Consider the following 15,377-nt stretch of genomic DNA (forward strand, 5'->3'; position numbering starts at 1 on the left):
TTGAGTTTCAAGGAGTTTTCCGTTTCGACTGCGCCGGAAGTGGGGCGAATTATAGGCCTCCAGAATCTGCCGTCAACCCCTAATTTCAACCTTACTCGGATTTCAGCGTAATCCGTGCAAAAGCCTTCTTGCCGGCCTGGCAAACATGAGTCGCACCCAGCACGCATATAAAGGAACGATCGACAACCTCACCATCTACACGCACACCGCCAGAAGCCAGCAGGTCACGAGCAGCCGCCGAGTTCTTCACCAGGCCAGCCTTATTAAGGACGGCAGCAATCGGCATATCTTCGGCAGCAGTCAGTTCGACTTCCGGCAAATCATCCGGCAACTCGCCATCCTTCATACGGTTACCCGCACCACGGTGGGCACTGGCAGCAGCCTCTTCACCATGGAAACGCGCAACAATTTCTTCAGCCAGCTTGATCTTGATGTCGCGAGGATTGGCACCCGCCTCTACATCAGCACGGAAAGCATTGATCTCATCCATCGAACGGAAGCTGAGCAGCTCGAAGTAACGCCACATCAACGCATCCGGGATCGAAACCAGCTTGCTATACATGACGCCCGGCGCTTCCTGGATACCGACGTAGTTGCCCAACGACTTGGACATCTTCTTAACGCCATCCAACCCCTCGAGCAGGGGCATCGTCAGAATGCACTGAGCTTCCTGACCATAACCACGCTGCAGCTCGCGCCCCATCAACAGGTTGAACTTCTGATCAGTACCGCCCAGCTCCACGTCCGCGCGCAATGCAACCGAGTCATACCCCTGTACCAGCGGATAGAGGAACTCATGAATGGCGATTGGCTGATTGGTGGTGTAGCGCTTGTCGAAGTCATCACGCTCAAGCATACGAGCCACGGTGTACTGCGAAGTCAGACGAATAAAGTCCGCTGGCCCCATCTGATCCATCCAGGTGGAGTTGAACGCGACTTCGGTTTTCGCCGGATCAAGAATCTTGAAGACCTGAGTCTTGTAGGTCTCGGCATTTTCCAGAACCTGCTCACGGGTCAGCGGAGGACGAGTTGCACTCTTGCCACTCGGATCCCCGATCATTCCGGTGAAGTCACCTATAAGGAAGATCACCTGATGCCCCAGCTCCTGGAACTGGCGCAGCTTATTAATAAGCACGGTGTGACCAAGGTGCAGATCCGGCGCCGTTGGATCGAAGCCGGCCTTGATTCGCAGCGGCTGGCCACGCTTGAGCTTTTCGATCAGCTCGGACTCGACCAACAATTCTTCCGCACCACGTTTGATCAGCGCTAGCTGCTCTTCAACCGACTTCATAACAGACCCGCAAGGCTCAGATTCAAAGGGAACCAACCATACAAGATCGCGCACCAATTACAAGTTTTGCCCGGCGCACGGACACCAATCCACGGGCGAGATGCCTGCGGACTTGCCTCAGAGATGATTTGGTTATATTTTATACAGTTATTTCATCTTCATCATGTCATTCATCTTTTCCAATTCATCTTTTCAAAGTCAAAACTACTTATGACCACTGAACCGTCTAAAGCGCCACCGCTTTACCCGAAGACCCACCTGCTTGCCGCAAGTGGGATCGCCGCCCTTCTCAGCCTGGCGCTCCTGGTATTTCCTTCCAGTGATGTTGAAGCCAAAAAGACGACCCTGAGCCTTGAACTGGAAAGTCCTGCTGAACAACTGACACAAGATCAAGACGCTGCTGACGCGGTTCAAGCCACAAATGAGCCAGTAGCCTCGCCCTTCGCGCAGATCGAAAACAGCGCAGAAGACGCACCTCAAACCGCCCAGGCCGCGCCAGCGCCTGCTCCGGTCGCTCCTGAAAAGAAGGCTCCAGGCCACAGGGAAGTGATCGTCTCCAAGGGCGATACCCTTTCGACACTGTTCGAGAAGGTCGGCCTTCCCGCTGCAGCCGTGCATGACGTGCTGGCCAGCGACAAACAGGCCAAGCAGTTCAGCCAGCTCAAACACGGCCAGAAACTCGAATTCGAGCTCAACCCGCAAGGCCAATTGACCAACCTGCACAGCAAGGTCAGCGACGTCGAAACCATCACCCTGACCAAGAACGACAAGGGTTATGTATTCAACCGCGTAACCGCCAAACCTACCGTTCGTACTGCTTATGTCCACGGCGTGATCAACAGCTCGCTGTCCCAGTCCGCCGCCCGCGCCGGCCTGTCCCACAGCCTGACCATGGATATGGCCAGCGTTTTCGGCTACGACGTCGACTTCGCCCAGGATATCCGCCAGGGTGACGAGTTCGACGTGATCTACGAGCAGAAAGTGGTCAATGGCAAAGCCGTCGGCAACGGCCCGATCCTGTCCGCCCGCTTCACCAACCGCGGCAAGACCTACACCGCCGTGCGTTACACCAACAAGCAGGGCAACAGCAGCTACTACACCGCCGATGGCAACAGCATGCGCAAGGCGTTCATCCGCACGCCGGTGGACTTCGCCCGCATCAGCTCCAAGTTTTCCATGGGCCGCAAACACCCGATCCTCAACAAGATCCGCGCCCACAAAGGTGTCGATTACGCCGCCCCACGCGGTACGCCAATCAAGGCTGCCGGTGACGGCAAAGTATTGCTGGCCGGTCGTCGTGGCGGTTACGGCAACACCGTGATCATTCAGCACGGCAATACCTACCGCACGCTGTACGGCCATATGCAGGGTTTCGCCAAAGGCGTGAAAACCGGCGGTACCGTCAAGCAGGGCCAGGTGATCGGCTACATCGGCACCACCGGCCTGTCCACCGGTCCGCACCTGCACTATGAGTTCCAGGTCAACGGTGTTCACGTCGATCCACTGGGCCAGAAGCTGCCAATGGCCGACCCGATTGCCAAAGCCGAACGCGCCCGCTTCCTGGCACAGAGCCAGCCGTTGATGGCTCGCATGGACCAAGAGAAGGCCACCATGCTGGCCTCGAGCAAGCGTTAAGCAATGGCTCTCTATATCGGCGTGATGTCCGGAACCAGCCTCGACGGTCTGGACATCGCCCTGATCGAGCAGACCTCGGCGATCAACCTGATCGCCACGCACTACATTCCCATGCCTGACTCCCTGCGCGCCGAGCTGCTTGGCTTGTGCGCCAGCGGCCCCGACGAGATCGCCCGCTCGGCCATTGCCCAGCAGAACTGGGTGAAGCTTGCAGCCCAAGGGATCCATGCCCTGCTCAAGCAGCAACAGCTCAAACCCGAAGCCATTCGCGCGATCGGCAGCCACGGCCAGACCATTCGCCATGAGCCGGCACGCGGTTTCACCGTACAGATCGGCAACCCTGCCCTGCTGACCGAACTGACCGGCATTACGGTCGTCAGTGACTTCCGCAGCCGTGATGTGGCCGCCGGCGGTCAAGGCGCCCCTCTGGTTCCTGCCTTCCACGAAGCGTTGTTCGAAGAGCGTACCGGTAACCGCGCGGTCCTGAATGTCGGCGGCTTCAGCAATCTCAGCCTGATCGAGCCGAACAAGCCTGTAGCCGGTTTCGACTGCGGGCCTGGGAATGTTCTGATGGATGCGTGGATTCACCAGCAGCGCGGGGAAAACTATGATCGCAACGGTCAATGGGCAGCCAGCGGCAAGGTTGAGCGGGTCCTGCTCAAGGCATTGCTGAGCGATCCCTTCTTCTCGACCCAAGGCCCGAAGAGTACCGGCCGGGAAGTGTTCAACCTGCCTTGGCTGGAACAGCATCTGTCACACCTGCCGGGTTTCACACCCGAAAACGTACAGGCAACGCTGCTCGAGCTGACGGCGCTGACCATCGTCGAATCGCTGCAAAGCGCTCAAACAGATACCGAAGAACTCCTGGTCTGCGGCGGCGGCGCCCACAACGCCACGCTGATGAAGCGCCTTGCAGACCTGCTGCCCAACGCGAAAGTCGCCAGCACTGCGACTCACGGTGTTGATCCAGACTGGGTTGAAGCCATGGCCTTCGCCTGGCTGGCCCATTGCTGCCTGGAGGGCATCACCGCCAATCGCCCCAGCGTCACCGGCGCAAAGGGCTTGCGCGTACTCGGCGCCATCTACCCCAACTAAGGCAAAATGCAGATAACAAAACGCCGCAGAACCCTGGAGTTCTGCGGCGTTTTATTGTGTACGTTGAAGCGAAATCAGATCGAGAACGAGGAGCCGCAACCACACGTCGTGGTGGCATTCGGGTTCTTGATCACGAACCGCGAACCTTCCAGACCTTCCTGGTAGTCCACCTCGGCACCCGCCAGGTATTGGAAGCTCATCGGATCAACCACCAGACTCACGCCTTCGCGCTCGACGATGGTGTCGTCCTCGGCCACATCCTCATCGAAGGTGAAGCCGTACTGAAACCCTGAACAACCGCCGCCCGTAACGAATACGCGCAGCTTCAAGCGATCATTCCCCTCTTCATCGACCAGGCTCTTCACCTTGTGCGCGGCACCCTGGGTGAATTGCAAAGCCGTGGGGGTGAAGGATTCGACGCTCATGCTGACTATCTCCCGGCGTTACGCCGCCATAATGCGTGATGACGCGCATTATCCGCTTGTCCTAGAAAATCGGTCAACTATTGTTACGGTATATCAATAAAGCTGATCAACCGACCAGAATGCAAAAAGGCCCGTTCAACGGGCCTTTTTTACGCGTACAACAAACCGTTACGGCAGCATGCCCGCGTGGGACAGACCAAAGCGCTCATCCAGACCGAACAGGATGTTCATGTTCTGCACCGCCTGACCCGACGCGCCCTTGACCAGATTGTCGATCACCGACAGCACCACCACCAGATCACCATCCTGTGGACGGTGAACCGCAATTCGGCAGACGTTGGCACCGCGCACGCTACGGGTTTCCGGATGGCTGCCGGCCGGCATCACGTCGACGAACGGTTCATTGGCATAACGCTTTTCGAACAGTGCCTGCAGATCCACCGAGCGATCAACCACGGTCGCATAGAGCGTGGAATGAATGCCGCGAATCATCGGTGTCAGGTGTGGCACGAAGGTCAGACCGACATCCTTGCCCGCCGCACGACGCAGCCCCTGACGAATTTCCGGCAAATGACGGTGACCTTTCACCGCATAGGCCTTCATGCTTTCCGACGTCTCGGAATACAGCGAGCCCACGGAAGCACCACGGCCGGCACCGCTGACACCGGATTTGCAGTCGGCGATCAGCAGCGAAGTATCGGCCAGACCTGCCTCAAGCAACGGCAGGAAACCCAGCTGCGTTGCGGTCGGATAGCAACCCGGCACCGCGATCAGGCGTGCTTTCTTGATTTGCTCGCGGTTGACTTCCGGCAAGCCATAAACCGCTTCGTCCAGCAGCTCCGGCGCACCGTGCGGCTGGCCGTACCACTTGGCCCATTCATCCGCGTCCTGCAGACGGAAATCCGCCGACAGGTCGATGACCTTGGTGCCCGCAGCCAGCAATTCGCCGGCCAGTGCGTGGGCAACCCCGTGTGGAGTGGCGAAAAACACCACGTCGCAGGCGCCCAGGGTCTTGATGTCCGGCACGCTGAATGCCAGACCGTCGTAGTGACCGCGCAGGTTCGGGTACATATCTGCCACGGCCAGACCGGCCTCGGATCGGGAAGTGATCACCACCACTTCTGCCTGCGGATGCTGTGCCAACAGACGCAGCAGTTCGACACCGGTGTAACCCGTGCCGCCGACGATACCGACCTTGACCATAAACCTGCCCTCAACGAACCCACTGGAAAGCCGTCGATAATAGGGGCCGCGCGCCCCTGCGACAACCGTCAAGGTGACGTGCGGACGCTCAAGCCTCTACTATCCGGCCTACCGTGAATGAGGGAATAAACAAAAATGCTCTATCTGTGGATCAAAGCGCTTCATATCGTCAGCATCGTGTGCTGGTTTGCCGGGCTGTTCTACCTGCCACGACTGTTCGTTTATCACGCACAAAGTGAAGACACGATCAGCAAGGAACGCTTCAGCGTCATGGAGCGCAAGCTGTATCGCGGCATCATGGGCCCGGCGATGATCGCCGCGTTGATCTTCGGCGGCTGGCTCATTTACCTGAACCCGAGCATCTTCAGCAGCGGTGGCTGGATCCACGCCAAGCTGACCCTGGTCGTGCTGTTGATCGGTTATCACCACATGTGCGGCGCGCAGGTAAAACGTTTTGTCCGTGGCGAGAACACCCGCAGCCATGTCTTTTATCGCTGGTTCAATGAAGTGCCGGTTCTGATATTGCTGGCTATCGTAATTCTGGTCGTGGTCAAGCCGTTCTAACTTCAACTGGTTCAACTTTCCGGGGTACTTCCGATGTCGCTGCCCGCTCTGCTCGAACAACGTCTGCGCCTGCCCGTCGTGGCTGCGCCGATGTTCCTGATTTCCAATCCTGAACTGGTGCTCGCGTGCTGTCGCAATGGCGTGGTGGGCAGCTTTCCGGCGCTCAACCAACGCGAAAGCAGCGGATTCAAGGCCTGGCTGGAACAGATCGAAGCGGGACTGGCGACACTGGATAACCCGGCGCCTTATGCCGTGAACCTGATTGTTCACAAGAGCAATCCGCGTCTGCAGGCGGATCTGAACATCTGCGTCGAACACAAAGTACCCATCGTCATCACCAGCCTCGGTGCGGTGAAGGAGTTGGTGGACGCCGTGCACAGCTATGGCGGCCTAGTGTTCCACGACGTGACGACTCGCCGCCATGCGGAAAAAGCCGCTGAAGCCGGCGTCGATGGCTTGATCGCCGTTGCCGCCGGCGCCGGTGGCCATGCCGGCACCTGGAGCCCGTTCTCGCTGATTGCCGAGATTCGTCAGTTCTTCGACAAGACGCTGCTGCTTGCAGGATGTTTGAACCACGGCCATGAGATTCTCGCCGCACAGCTACTTGGCGCGGATTTGGCCTACTTCGGAACACGATTCATCGGTACGACTGAAAGTCATGCGCCCGACGCCTACAAGGAGATGCTCCTGACAGCCAAGGCAGCGGACATCATTCATACTCCTGCCGTGTCTGGAGTACCGGCCAGCTTCATGCGTCAAAGCCTGGAAGCTGCCGGTTTCGACACGGCTGCGCTGCAAGGCAAAGGTGAAGTGAACTTCGGCGACAAGCTCAAACCGATCAACGATGAAGCCAAGGCCTGGAAAACCGTGTGGTCGGCCGGCCAGGGGGTAGGCGAAATCGACGATCTGCCGAGCGTGGACCAACTGGTGGCACGCCTCGATGCCGAGTATCGCCAGGCGCTGGAACACGCGGCGCAACTTCCGAAACGCTGGCCACGCTGAGAAAATTCCGGCCAGTCATTGCCCGACTGGCCTTACACTTGGCGACTGCAACACGCTTCAATTCAATTTCTTTCGCGACAAGGATGCCTCGGTCATGAGCGAACCGCGTTACAAGATCGTTTTCGACGGAGCCCTTCAGCCTGGCGTCGATATCACCACGGCCAAACTCAATCTGGCCGACCTGTTCAAGAGTGACGTGGCCGGCATCGAGCGCCTGTTCAATGGACGCGCCGTTGCCCTCAAGCGCGACCTGTCACACAGCGACGCCCAGGCTTATTTGCAAGCGCTGGGCAAGACAGGGATCGACGCCCGGATCGAGACAGAAACAGCCATCGAACTGAATCTGTCCGATGTCCAGGAACACTCCGCTGCCGTGGCTGAGCCCGACTCACCCTATGCACCACCTCGGGCAAGTGTCGGTGAACACCTGCCGGAGTTCGCCGCGCTCAAGCCATTGAGCGTCGAAGGACGGATCGGACGCCTGCGCTACCTGGCATGGTCGATGGTACTGAGTCTGGTGACACTGCCAATCATCGGTGTGTTTGCGCTGATCGGTCTGGGCCTGGTGAGCGCCGATTCGACCTCCGGCCTGATCATTGGCGGTATCTTCGCCTTCTTCCTGTTCCTGGCCTTCGCGATCGTCGGCATCCTGTTCAGCATTCAGCGTCTGCACGATATCGGCTGGTCAGGCTGGCTCTGGCTACTGACCCTGGTACCGTTCGTGGGCAGCTTCTTCCCGCTGGTGATCATGGTCATGCCCGGCAATACCGGCGCCAATCGCTATGGCCCGCCACCGCCACCGAACAGCACAGCCGTCAAAGTGCTGTGCTCTCTGTGGATCGTCTTTATCGGGTTGTTCTTCGTCGGCGGAATGCTGGGCGGGATCTCCGCGATCCAGCAGGAGTACGAAACCAGCCTCGAAAGCAGTTATGAGAGCGGTTCGGTGACCGCTGATGAAGTCGATGTCGAAGTCGAGCCCGCGCCGAATTCAGTGGACGATGCAGCCGAAGCCGCTCCGGCCCCTGTAGACTCTGCGAAAGAATGAACAGCGCTCCCCGCCGTGACACCTGCGTCCACGGCGCGGAGCTGTTGCGATGGAGAACTGCATGACCCGTTACGCTCTGATCACTGGCGCCTCCAGCGGCATCGGCCTGGCCATGGCCGAAGCCTTGGCCCGCCGTGGCCGCAGCCTGATTCTGGTGGCCCGACAGCGTGATCAGCTGGAAAGCATTGCGATTGAACTGACCCAGCGTTTCGGCGTGGAGGTACTGTTCCGGGCCTGCGATCTGGGTGAGCCGTTGCGCCTGTCCGGGTTTCTGCTGGAGCTTGAAGAAGGTGACCGGCAGATCGATCTGCTGGTGAACTGTGCCGGCATCGGCACGTGCGGCCCTTTCCTGGCCCAGGACTGGATGACCGAGCAGGACCTGATCGAAGTGAACATCCTCGCCCTCACGCGTCTGTGCCACGCGATCGGCAACAGCATGGCCCTGCAGGGCGGCGGGCAGATTCTCAACGTGGCGTCGGTGGCGGCTTTCAATCCAGGCCCATGGATGAGCACCTACTACGCCAGCAAGGCCTATGTTCTGCATTTTTCCGAAGCGCTGCGGGTGGAACTGAAAAAATGCGCCGTGAAAGTTTCGGTGCTCTGCCCAGGGCCGACGCGCACGGCGTTCTTTCGCACGGCGCAACTGAACAACGACAAACTCAACGCCAGCAAACTGCTGATGAGCCCCGAAGAGGTCGCGCTGTATACCGTGCGCGCCCTGGAGAAAAACCGCGCGATCATCATTCCCGGGCGCAGAAACCGCTGGTTCGCCTTTCTGCCACGACTAGGTTCGCGCTGGCTCAACCGCACCATCGTCGGCATGGTTAACAAAGCTTACTGCCCTCGCTGAATCGTCCTACGGTAAAACACTGGGCGGACTTATACCTCATGAGTACACTCAGGCCAGCTCACACAATGGAGAAAACAGCTGTGGATACTCTTTTCACCAAGATCATCAACCGGGAAATCCCGGCGAAGATCATCTACGAGGACGACCAGGTTCTGGCGTTCCACGACATCGCCCCACAGGCACCCGTACATTTTCTGGTGATCCCGAAGAAACCGGTGCGCACCCTCAACGACCTGACCGAAGACGACAAGGCACTGGCCGGGCATATCCTGTTCACCGCCCAGCGTCTGGCGCTGGAACTGGGTTGCGAGGAAGGCTTCCGGGTGGTGATGAACTGCAATGAAAAGGGTGGGCAGACGGTCTACCACATTCATATGCACGTACTCGGTCAACGCCAGATGAACTGGCCACCGGGCTGATCGACCTCGAAATCTGTGGGAGCGCCCTGCTCCCACATGACCCAGCGCAAACCTTCCCCGGCCGATTCGGTTAAACTGGCCGCCGAGATTCTTCCCGGAGGTCAGCATGACTACCCAACGTCACTATTCGCCAATTGACCGTCTTCTGCTGCAAGCCGATGCCGCAATGCGAACCCTGCTGCCCTTCAGCGGCCAGCCGTACCGTCCGTCGCCGGCCATCGTGCAGCCCGATGTGCAGATGAGCGACGAAGACACCCGCCACGTCGCCGGCCTGATGCGCATCAACCATACCGGTGAAGTCTGTGCCCAGGCGCTGTACCAAGGTCAGGCCCTGACCGCCAAGCTGCCGCAGGTTCGCGAAGCCATGGAGCATGCGGCCGAAGAAGAGATCGATCATCTGGTCTGGTGCGAACAGCGCATTCATCAGCTGGGCAGCCACACCAGCGTGCTCAATCCGCTGTTCTATAGCATGTCGTTCGGGATTGGCGCAGTCGCCGGGCTGATCAGCGACAAGGTCAGCCTCGGTTTTGTCGCCGCGACCGAGCATCAGGTGTGCAAGCACCTGAACGAGCATCTGGAACAATTGCCGGCCGAGGATGAGAAATCCCGGGCAATTCTGGAGCAGATGCGTATCGATGAAGAACATCACGCAGAAAGTGCGCTGGAGGCCGGCGGTTTTCGCTTCCCGGCGCCGGTGAAGTTCGGCATGAGCCTGTTGGCCAAAGTGATGACCAAAAGCACTTACCGAATCTGAAAAACGCCCATAAAAAAGGCGACTGCCGCAAAGCAGTCGCCTTTTTTTGTGCCTGGACTTCTTAGCTCGGCATATTGCGCGCGTAGAAGATTTCCAGCATTTCGTGCTTCACACGCTCGGTCACCTGGGCGCGTTGCTCAGAGGACAGATTGCTGGTGGCATCGCCGAACAGGTAGTTATCCAGTTCGAAGTTCTTCAGCAGCATTTTGGTGTGGAACAGGTTTTCCTGGTACACGTTCACGTCGGTCATCTGGTACGCGTCGCGGGTGTCTTCAGAAAGGTAGTTCTGGATCGAGTTGATCTCGTGGTCGATGAAGTGCTTGTTGCCTTCAACGTCACGGGTGAAGCCGCGCACACGGTAATCCACGGTCACGATGTCCGAATCGAACTGGTGAATCAGGAAGTTGAGCGCTTTGAGCGGTGAAATGACTCCACAGGTCGACACGTCGATATCCACACGGAACGTCGCAATACCGGCGTCCGGATGGATTTCCGGGTAGGTATGCACCGTGATATGACTCTTGTCGAGGTGGGCCAGGATGATTTCCGGCAGCGGACCCGGGGACTCTTCGATCTGGCTTTCGGTCGGGGTGACCGGTTCTTCCGAGATGAGAATCGTGACGCTGGCACCCTGAGGCTCATAGTTCTGACTGGCAATGTTCAGAATGTTGGCACCAATGATTTCGACAACTTCCGTGAGGATCTGCGTCAGGCGTTCCGCGTTGTACTCTTGATTGATGTACTCGACGTAAGCCTGCTGGTCTTGCGGGGTTTCCGCGTAGCAGATGTCATAGATGTTGAAGCTCAAGGTCTTTGTCAGGTTATTGAACCCGTGGAGCTTGAGTTTGCTTTTCACCGTTAAAAACTCTCTATGTATGCGGCCCGGCCGCGTGATCAAGCATGCCCGTCAAGTGCGAACGACGCACCTGCGTAGGACGGTTAACACCTCTTCGCGATGGCGATTTTGGTTATCTGTTCAGGCGGAAGACCCGTCGGTTGACCGATCACTGCCCTGAAAAAAGTGGCGCATTATGCAGACGTCAGCGGGGGATCGCCAGAGTCTGCACTGCTTTTATGATAGTTGAATGTCGGCTCAGCCGAGTTCGACGATTTCGTAATCGTGGGTGATCGCCACGCCGGCCGCGCCGAGCATGATCGAGGCCGAGCAATACTTCTCCGCCGACAGCTCGATGGCGCGTTTGACCTGGGCTTCTTTCAGGCCACGACCCTTGACCACGAAGTGCATGTGGATCTTGGTGAACACTTTCGGATCTTCGGTCGCGCGTTCGGCTTCCAGGAAAGCTTCGCAGCTTTCAACCGCCTGACGGGACTTCTTCAGGATGCTGACCACGTCGAAATTGCTGCAACCGCCAACGCCCAGCAGGAGCATTTCCATCGGGCGAACACCCAGATTGCGACCACCGGCGTCCGGCGGACCGTCCATGACCACGACATGACCGCTGCCGGATTCGCCGAGGAACATGGCTTCGCCAGCCCATTGGATGCGTGCCTTCATCGCCAAGACTCCACTGTAGAAAAAAGGGTCGCCAGCTTAGCACAGGGCCCCGGTTTGACTGCGAGCGCTGATCCTAGGACGGATGCCTTTACCGCGTAGGTAATTTCTCGAATTTTCGACGAAGTGTCTGGTAAGCTGGCGCCAATTCACTGGCGCCTAGCCAGTATTTGTAGCGACCGCCTCAGCGCCTCATATAAAAACCAAATATAACCGTGCAGTCTTTTCGGGATACAACCATGGTTGGTATTACCCCCACACCTAAAATCAAGAACCTCGACAAACTGCTGATGCATTGCCAGCGCCGGCGCCATGCGGCCAAGAGCAACATCATCTGCGCCGGGGATCGCTCGGACACGCTGTACTTCATCATCCGCGGCTCGGTCACGATCCTGATCGAGGATGACGACGGCCGCGAGATGATCATCGCTTACCTGAATGCCGGGGATTTCTTCGGTGAGCTGGGCCTGTTCGAACAGGCCGGCCAGGAACAGGAGCGCAGTGCCTGGGTGCGGGCGAAGGTCGAGTGCGAAGTCGCGGAAATCAGCTACGCCAAATTCCGTGAGCTGTCGCAGCAGGATCCAGACATTCTTTACGTGCTCAGCGGACAAATCGCACAACGCTTGCGCAACACCACGCGCAAGGTCGGCGATCTGGCGTTCTTCGATGTCACCGGCCGTGTGGCCCGCTGCCTGCTGGAGCTGTGCAAGCAACCCGATGCGATGACCCACCCGGACGGCATGCAGATCAAGGTGACCCGTCAGGAAATCGGGCGGATTGTCGGTTGTTCGCGGGAGATGGTCGGTCGCGTGCTCAAAGATCTTGAGGAACGCAACCTGGTGGATGTGAAAGGCAAGACCATGGTGGTCTTCGGCACTCGCTGAGTTCGAACGCTCAGGCGGCGTAGATCTGCGCCAGCATTAAACGAAAGAGTTCATCGAGTCGCGCCAAGGCATGGGGCGCCGGGAATTTCTCATGCAACGCGATGTGGCTTGCAGCGCGTACCCGTTGCTCCAGGCCACACGCTTCATTGAAGCGGTTGACCGCCGCAACCATCGATTCGCGCTCGTCATCCAGCAGCATCGCACCGTGCACCAATCCCACCGGACGCTGCCCACCCTGACTCTGGCGCCAGCGCTGAGCGGTGCCGACCATCTTGCGGCCGTCGAGGTTGACGTTGAAACGACCATCGCAGAACGCGCCATCGATTTCACCCAGCGAAGACGTGCCACCCAACTCATCCAGCAACTCACAGATCGGATCACACAGACGCCGGTAACCGGTTTCGATGCGGTTCAGATCGCCTTCGCTGCGAGGCGGCGCGTAGACCAGAGCAATGTTGATCGTCGAAGCGGATTGCGGAACAGGTTCACCGCCGGTTTCACGCAACAACACTGGCCAGCCGGCAGCGGCGGAGACTTCACAGGCGTGATCGAATCCGGGAAGCCGGTTCAAGCGGCGCGGCATGACCAGAGCGCGATCACTGGGCTGCCAGAACAGCAGACCGAATTCGGCATCACCGGCGCAGACCGAGGCCAGCAGATCCTGCTCGGCTTGCAGGCCGGTTTCGATGGTCAGGGAAGTGGGGATCATAAGGTTTCCATAGGACGTTGAGCCTGAGGTGAATCTTATGCTGCCTTCGCGGGCAAGCCCGCTCCCGGAGGGATACGGGCGCCTGCGAAGAGTCGATCAGTCGAGGGTCGAACCGCTCACCGGAACGCCGCGCTCAGGGAAGAACAGACGTTGCAGTTCAATTCCCGGGCTTTCGGCGCGCATGAACGCTTCACCGACCAGGAACGCATAAACGTCGCTGATTTCCATCAGTTCGACATCGGCACGGTTGAGGATCCCGCTCTCGGTGATCACCAGACGATCGCGCGGAATGCGCGGCAGCAGGTCGAGGGTGGTTTCCAGGCTCACGTCGAAGGTGTGCAGGTTGCGGTTGTTGACCCCGACCAGCGGCGTGTCGAGGGTCTTCAATGCGCGTTCCAGCTCATCGCCGTCGTGGACTTCCACCAGCACATCGAGACCGACGCCTTTGGCCACCGAAGCCAGCTCGGCCATTTTCACGTCATCCAGCGCGGAGACAATCAGCAGCACGCAGTCGGCGCCCAGCGCACGGGCTTCGACGATCTGGTACGGATCGATCATGAAGTCCTTGCGGATCACCGGCAGCGAACACGCGGCACGGGCCTGCTGCAGATAAGCATCAGCGCCCTGGAAGTAGTCGATATCCGTCAGCACCGACAGACAGGTCGCCCCGCCCTTCTCATAGCTTTTGGCGATATCGGCAGGAACGAAGTTCTCGCGGATCACACCTTTGCTCGGCGAAGCCTTCTTGATTTCGGCGATCACTGCCGGTTGTTTTTTCTTGGCCTGCGCCAGCAAGGCACGGGCAAAACCACGGGGTGCATCGGCCGCCTTGGCCAGACTTTCCAGCTCGCTCAGGCTCACACGGGCGCTACGCTCGGCGACTTCCTGAACCTTGCGGGCCAGAATGTTTTCCAGAACCGTCGGTACACTCATCCCTCATTCTCCACTTTGAATACCGCGGTAAAGGCACCCAACTCCTCGAGTTTTTCCCGAGCGAGACCGGTGTGCAGAGCGTCGTGGGCAAGTGCCACGCCTTCTTTCAGACTTGTTGCCAGATCGGCGGCGTACAGCGCCGCACCGGCATTGAGCACGATCATTTCCGCAGCCTTCTGGCCGTTCTCGGTCTTGCGCTTGCCCAGCGCATCGCGGATCAGCGCCAGCGAAGCCTCCGGACCCTCGACCGACAGGCCATGCAGACTCTGGCTCTTCATACCCAGATCTTCCGGCTCGACCCAATATTCGGTGATTTCGTTGTTCTTCAGCTCGGCCACAAAAGTCGGCGCAGCAAGGCTGAATTCGTCCAGACCGTCCTTCGAATGCACCACCAACACATGTTTGCTGCCCAGACGCTGCAAGACTTCGGCCAATGGCCGGCACAGTGCCTGAGTGAATACACCGACGACCTGATGTTTGACGCCGGCCGGATTCGTAAGCGGGCCGAGCATGTTGAACAGGGTACGCAGGCCGAGGTCGCGGCGCGGGCCGGCGGCGTATTTCATGGCTTTGTGGTGAGTCTGGGCAAACATGAAACCGATGCCGACGTTGTCGATGCAACGCGCCACTTGAACCGGGGTCAGGTTGAGGTAGATCCCGGCCGCTTCCAGCAGGTCGGCGCTGCCGCTCTTGCCCGACACCGCGCGGTTGCCATGTTTGGCCACTGTGCAGCCGGCAGCGGCAACGACGAAGGATGAAGCGGTAGACACGTTGAAAATGTTTGCGCCATCACCGCCAGTGCCGACCACATCGACCACGCCGTCGAGGGTCTTGAGTTCGACCTGGTCGGCCAGCTCGCGCATTACCGACACCGCGCCGACGATTTCGTCGATGCTTTCGCTCTTCATGCGCATGGCCATCATGAACGCGCCGATCTGCGCGTCCGTGCATTGGCCGGTCATGATTTCGCGCATCACATCACGCATTTCATCGGTGCTGAGGTCGAGGTGATCGACGATACGGCTCAGGGCTGTCTTGATATTCATGGAGAGTCC

Annotated in this window: 17 protein-coding genes; 9 read left to right on the forward strand and 8 right to left on the reverse strand. The window is 58.7% G+C overall.

The annotated features are described in order from the left end of the window. Positions 1–91: 91 nt before the first annotated feature. Positions 92–1,291: a tyrosine--tRNA ligase gene (gene tyrS / locus AC1RME_RS00005; RefSeq protein WP_096817947.1), complete on the reverse strand. Its 1,200-nt coding sequence runs from the start codon at positions 1,289–1,291 to the stop codon at positions 92–94. A 210-nt stretch (positions 1,292–1,501) separates the two neighbouring features. On the opposite strand from tyrS, the gene AC1RME_RS00010 reads away from it, so the two are divergent. Further along, positions 1,502–2,926: a peptidoglycan DD-metalloendopeptidase family protein gene (locus AC1RME_RS00010; protein WP_096817945.1), complete on the forward strand. Its 1,425-nt coding sequence runs from the start codon at positions 1,502–1,504 to the stop codon at positions 2,924–2,926. Between the two features lie 3 nt (positions 2,927–2,929). Beyond that, on the forward strand, positions 2,930–4,021 hold the full coding sequence (locus tag AC1RME_RS00015; RefSeq protein WP_096817943.1) for an anhydro-N-acetylmuramic acid kinase: 1,092 nt from the start codon (positions 2,930–2,932) through the stop codon (positions 4,019–4,021). A 74-nt stretch (positions 4,022–4,095) separates the two neighbouring features. Here the strand turns inward: AC1RME_RS00015 and erpA are convergent, their stop codons facing one another. Together erpA and argC are read right to left on the reverse strand one after the other, a co-directional pair. Then, positions 4,096–4,446, reverse strand: coding sequence for an iron-sulfur cluster insertion protein ErpA (gene erpA, locus AC1RME_RS00020; RefSeq protein WP_003228776.1), 351 nt, complete (start codon positions 4,444–4,446; stop codon positions 4,096–4,098). 168 nt (positions 4,447–4,614) lie between these two features. After that, positions 4,615–5,649 (reverse strand): N-acetyl-gamma-glutamyl-phosphate reductase, encoded by a 1,035-nt coding sequence (argC, locus tag AC1RME_RS00025; RefSeq protein WP_096817941.1) that lies wholly within the window; start codon positions 5,647–5,649, stop codon positions 4,615–4,617. A gap of 135 nt (positions 5,650–5,784) precedes the next feature. On the opposite strand from argC, the gene hemJ reads away from it, so the two are divergent. From hemJ to coq7, 6 genes are all read left to right on the forward strand, one after another. Next, positions 5,785–6,213: a protoporphyrinogen oxidase HemJ gene (gene hemJ, locus AC1RME_RS00030; protein ID WP_096817939.1), complete on the forward strand. Its 429-nt coding sequence runs from the start codon at positions 5,785–5,787 to the stop codon at positions 6,211–6,213. Positions 6,214–6,246: 33 nt separating this feature from the next. After that, a complete protein-coding gene (locus tag AC1RME_RS00035; protein ID WP_096817937.1) occupies positions 6,247–7,215 on the forward strand; it encodes an NAD(P)H-dependent flavin oxidoreductase in 969 nt (322 codons plus the stop codon). A gap of 94 nt (positions 7,216–7,309) precedes the next feature. Then, on the forward strand, positions 7,310–8,260 hold the full coding sequence (locus tag AC1RME_RS00040; protein ID WP_096817935.1) for a DUF805 domain-containing protein: 951 nt from the start codon (positions 7,310–7,312) through the stop codon (positions 8,258–8,260). A gap of 61 nt (positions 8,261–8,321) precedes the next feature. Next, positions 8,322–9,110, forward strand: coding sequence for an SDR family NAD(P)-dependent oxidoreductase (locus tag AC1RME_RS00045; protein ID WP_007956321.1), 789 nt, complete (start codon positions 8,322–8,324; stop codon positions 9,108–9,110). An 80-nt stretch (positions 9,111–9,190) separates the two neighbouring features. Next, on the forward strand, positions 9,191–9,529 hold the full coding sequence (locus tag AC1RME_RS00050) for a histidine triad nucleotide-binding protein (protein ID WP_003228789.1): 339 nt from the start codon (positions 9,191–9,193) through the stop codon (positions 9,527–9,529). A gap of 106 nt (positions 9,530–9,635) precedes the next feature. Continuing rightward, positions 9,636–10,283 (forward strand): 2-polyprenyl-3-methyl-6-methoxy-1,4-benzoquinone monooxygenase, encoded by a 648-nt coding sequence (coq7, locus tag AC1RME_RS00055; protein ID WP_493090182.1) that lies wholly within the window; start codon positions 9,636–9,638, stop codon positions 10,281–10,283. A gap of 61 nt (positions 10,284–10,344) precedes the next feature. On the opposite strand, the gene speD is transcribed toward coq7, so the two are convergent. Together speD and AC1RME_RS00065 are read right to left on the reverse strand one after the other, a co-directional pair. Beyond that, positions 10,345–11,139 (reverse strand): adenosylmethionine decarboxylase, encoded by a 795-nt coding sequence (speD, locus tag AC1RME_RS00060; RefSeq protein ID WP_007956315.1) that lies wholly within the window; start codon positions 11,137–11,139, stop codon positions 10,345–10,347. A gap of 237 nt (positions 11,140–11,376) precedes the next feature. Beyond that, a complete protein-coding gene (locus AC1RME_RS00065) occupies positions 11,377–11,799 on the reverse strand; it encodes an OsmC family protein (RefSeq protein ID WP_003228794.1) in 423 nt (140 codons plus the stop codon). A 236-nt stretch (positions 11,800–12,035) separates the two neighbouring features. On the opposite strand from AC1RME_RS00065, the gene crp reads away from it, so the two are divergent. Beyond that, entirely contained in the window at positions 12,036–12,680 is a 645-nt protein-coding gene (crp, locus tag AC1RME_RS00070; protein ID WP_085709238.1) for a cAMP-activated global transcriptional regulator CRP, read from the forward strand. A 10-nt stretch (positions 12,681–12,690) separates the two neighbouring features. On the opposite strand, the gene AC1RME_RS00075 is transcribed toward crp, so the two are convergent. From AC1RME_RS00075 to trpD, 3 genes are all read right to left on the reverse strand, one after another. Further along, positions 12,691–13,389 carry a lipoate--protein ligase family protein gene (locus AC1RME_RS00075; protein ID WP_493090184.1) on the reverse strand — a complete coding sequence of 233 codons (699 nt, stop codon included), beginning with the start codon at positions 13,387–13,389 and terminating at the stop codon, positions 12,691–12,693. Between the two features lie 96 nt (positions 13,390–13,485). Further along, entirely contained in the window at positions 13,486–14,322 is an 837-nt protein-coding gene (gene trpC / locus AC1RME_RS00080) for an indole-3-glycerol phosphate synthase TrpC (RefSeq protein ID WP_096817929.1), read from the reverse strand. Beyond that, positions 14,319–15,368, reverse strand: a complete 1,050-nt coding sequence (gene trpD, locus AC1RME_RS00085; protein WP_096817925.1) for an anthranilate phosphoribosyltransferase — start codon at positions 15,366–15,368, stop codon at positions 14,319–14,321. Before trpD ends, trpC begins: the two co-directional genes overlap by 4 nt. Positions 15,369–15,377 lie beyond the last annotated feature (9 nt).

The sequence above is a fragment of the Pseudomonas sp. GW822-FHT03F08 genome, from assembly GCF_058801265.1.

What these genes read in the sequence shown, in the direction of transcription:
- argC (WP_096817941.1), bottom strand. Translation starts at nt 5,649, where the DNA reads ATGGTCAAGGTCGGTATCGTCGGCGGCACGGGTTACACCGGTGTCGAA.
- tyrS (WP_096817947.1), bottom strand. Translation starts at nt 1,291, where the DNA reads ATGAAGTCGGTTGAAGAGCAGCTAGCGCTGATCAAACGTGGTGCGGAA.
- AC1RME_RS00075 (WP_493090184.1), bottom strand. Translation starts at nt 13,389, where the DNA reads ATGATCCCCACTTCCCTGACCATCGAAACCGGCCTGCAAGCCGAGCAG.
- AC1RME_RS00045 (WP_007956321.1), top strand. Translation starts at nt 8,322, where the DNA reads ATGACCCGTTACGCTCTGATCACTGGCGCCTCCAGCGGCATCGGCCTG.
- hemJ (WP_096817939.1), top strand. Translation starts at nt 5,785, where the DNA reads ATGCTCTATCTGTGGATCAAAGCGCTTCATATCGTCAGCATCGTGTGC.
- AC1RME_RS00065 (WP_003228794.1), bottom strand. Translation starts at nt 11,799, where the DNA reads ATGAAGGCACGCATCCAATGGGCTGGCGAAGCCATGTTCCTCGGCGAA.
- trpC (WP_096817929.1), bottom strand. Translation starts at nt 14,322, where the DNA reads ATGAGTGTACCGACGGTTCTGGAAAACATTCTGGCCCGCAAGGTTCAG.
- AC1RME_RS00040 (WP_096817935.1), top strand. Translation starts at nt 7,310, where the DNA reads ATGAGCGAACCGCGTTACAAGATCGTTTTCGACGGAGCCCTTCAGCCT.
- crp (WP_085709238.1), top strand. Translation starts at nt 12,036, where the DNA reads ATGGTTGGTATTACCCCCACACCTAAAATCAAGAACCTCGACAAACTG.
- erpA (WP_003228776.1), bottom strand. Translation starts at nt 4,446, where the DNA reads ATGAGCGTCGAATCCTTCACCCCCACGGCTTTGCAATTCACCCAGGGT.
- coq7 (WP_493090182.1), top strand. Translation starts at nt 9,636, where the DNA reads ATGACTACCCAACGTCACTATTCGCCAATTGACCGTCTTCTGCTGCAA.
- AC1RME_RS00035 (WP_096817937.1), top strand. Translation starts at nt 6,247, where the DNA reads ATGTCGCTGCCCGCTCTGCTCGAACAACGTCTGCGCCTGCCCGTCGTG.
- trpD (WP_096817925.1), bottom strand. Translation starts at nt 15,368, where the DNA reads ATGAATATCAAGACAGCCCTGAGCCGTATCGTCGATCACCTCGACCTC.
- AC1RME_RS00015 (WP_096817943.1), top strand. Translation starts at nt 2,930, where the DNA reads ATGGCTCTCTATATCGGCGTGATGTCCGGAACCAGCCTCGACGGTCTG.
- AC1RME_RS00010 (WP_096817945.1), top strand. Translation starts at nt 1,502, where the DNA reads ATGACCACTGAACCGTCTAAAGCGCCACCGCTTTACCCGAAGACCCAC.